Here is a 277-nt window from a genome sequence, read left to right as displayed (position 1 = left end):
GCACGAGGCCGACCACGCCCGCCTTGAGCGAACCATAAGCCACCTGCCCTATCTGCGCATCCTGCGCCGCGACCGAACCCGTGAGGATGATCGTCCCGCGCTCGCCATCGCCTTCGAGCGGCTCAGAGTGCGCCATGCCCAGCGCCGAAAGGCTCGCCACGCGGTAGCTGGCGATCAGCACGCCGTTCGCGGCAAAGGCATAGTCCTCGGTCGAAAGGCGGGTAAACTCGCCGGTTTCCTTGTTGCGGCCCACGGTCTTGCCCTTGCGGTGCACCAC

At 66.8% G+C, this 277-nt stretch carries 1 pseudogene; it reads right to left on the bottom strand.

Features of this window, described 5'->3' with window-relative positions:
• Window positions 1-277: pseudogene (locus AC0L3P_RS40300) on the bottom strand (3-hydroxy-2-methylbutyryl-CoA dehydrogenase); the annotation flags it as partial.

The organism is Bradyrhizobium sp. WSM4874, from assembly GCF_055811835.1.
The sequence above is the reverse complement of the archived record's forward strand: the minus strand, read 5'-3'. Positions and strand labels throughout refer to the sequence as shown.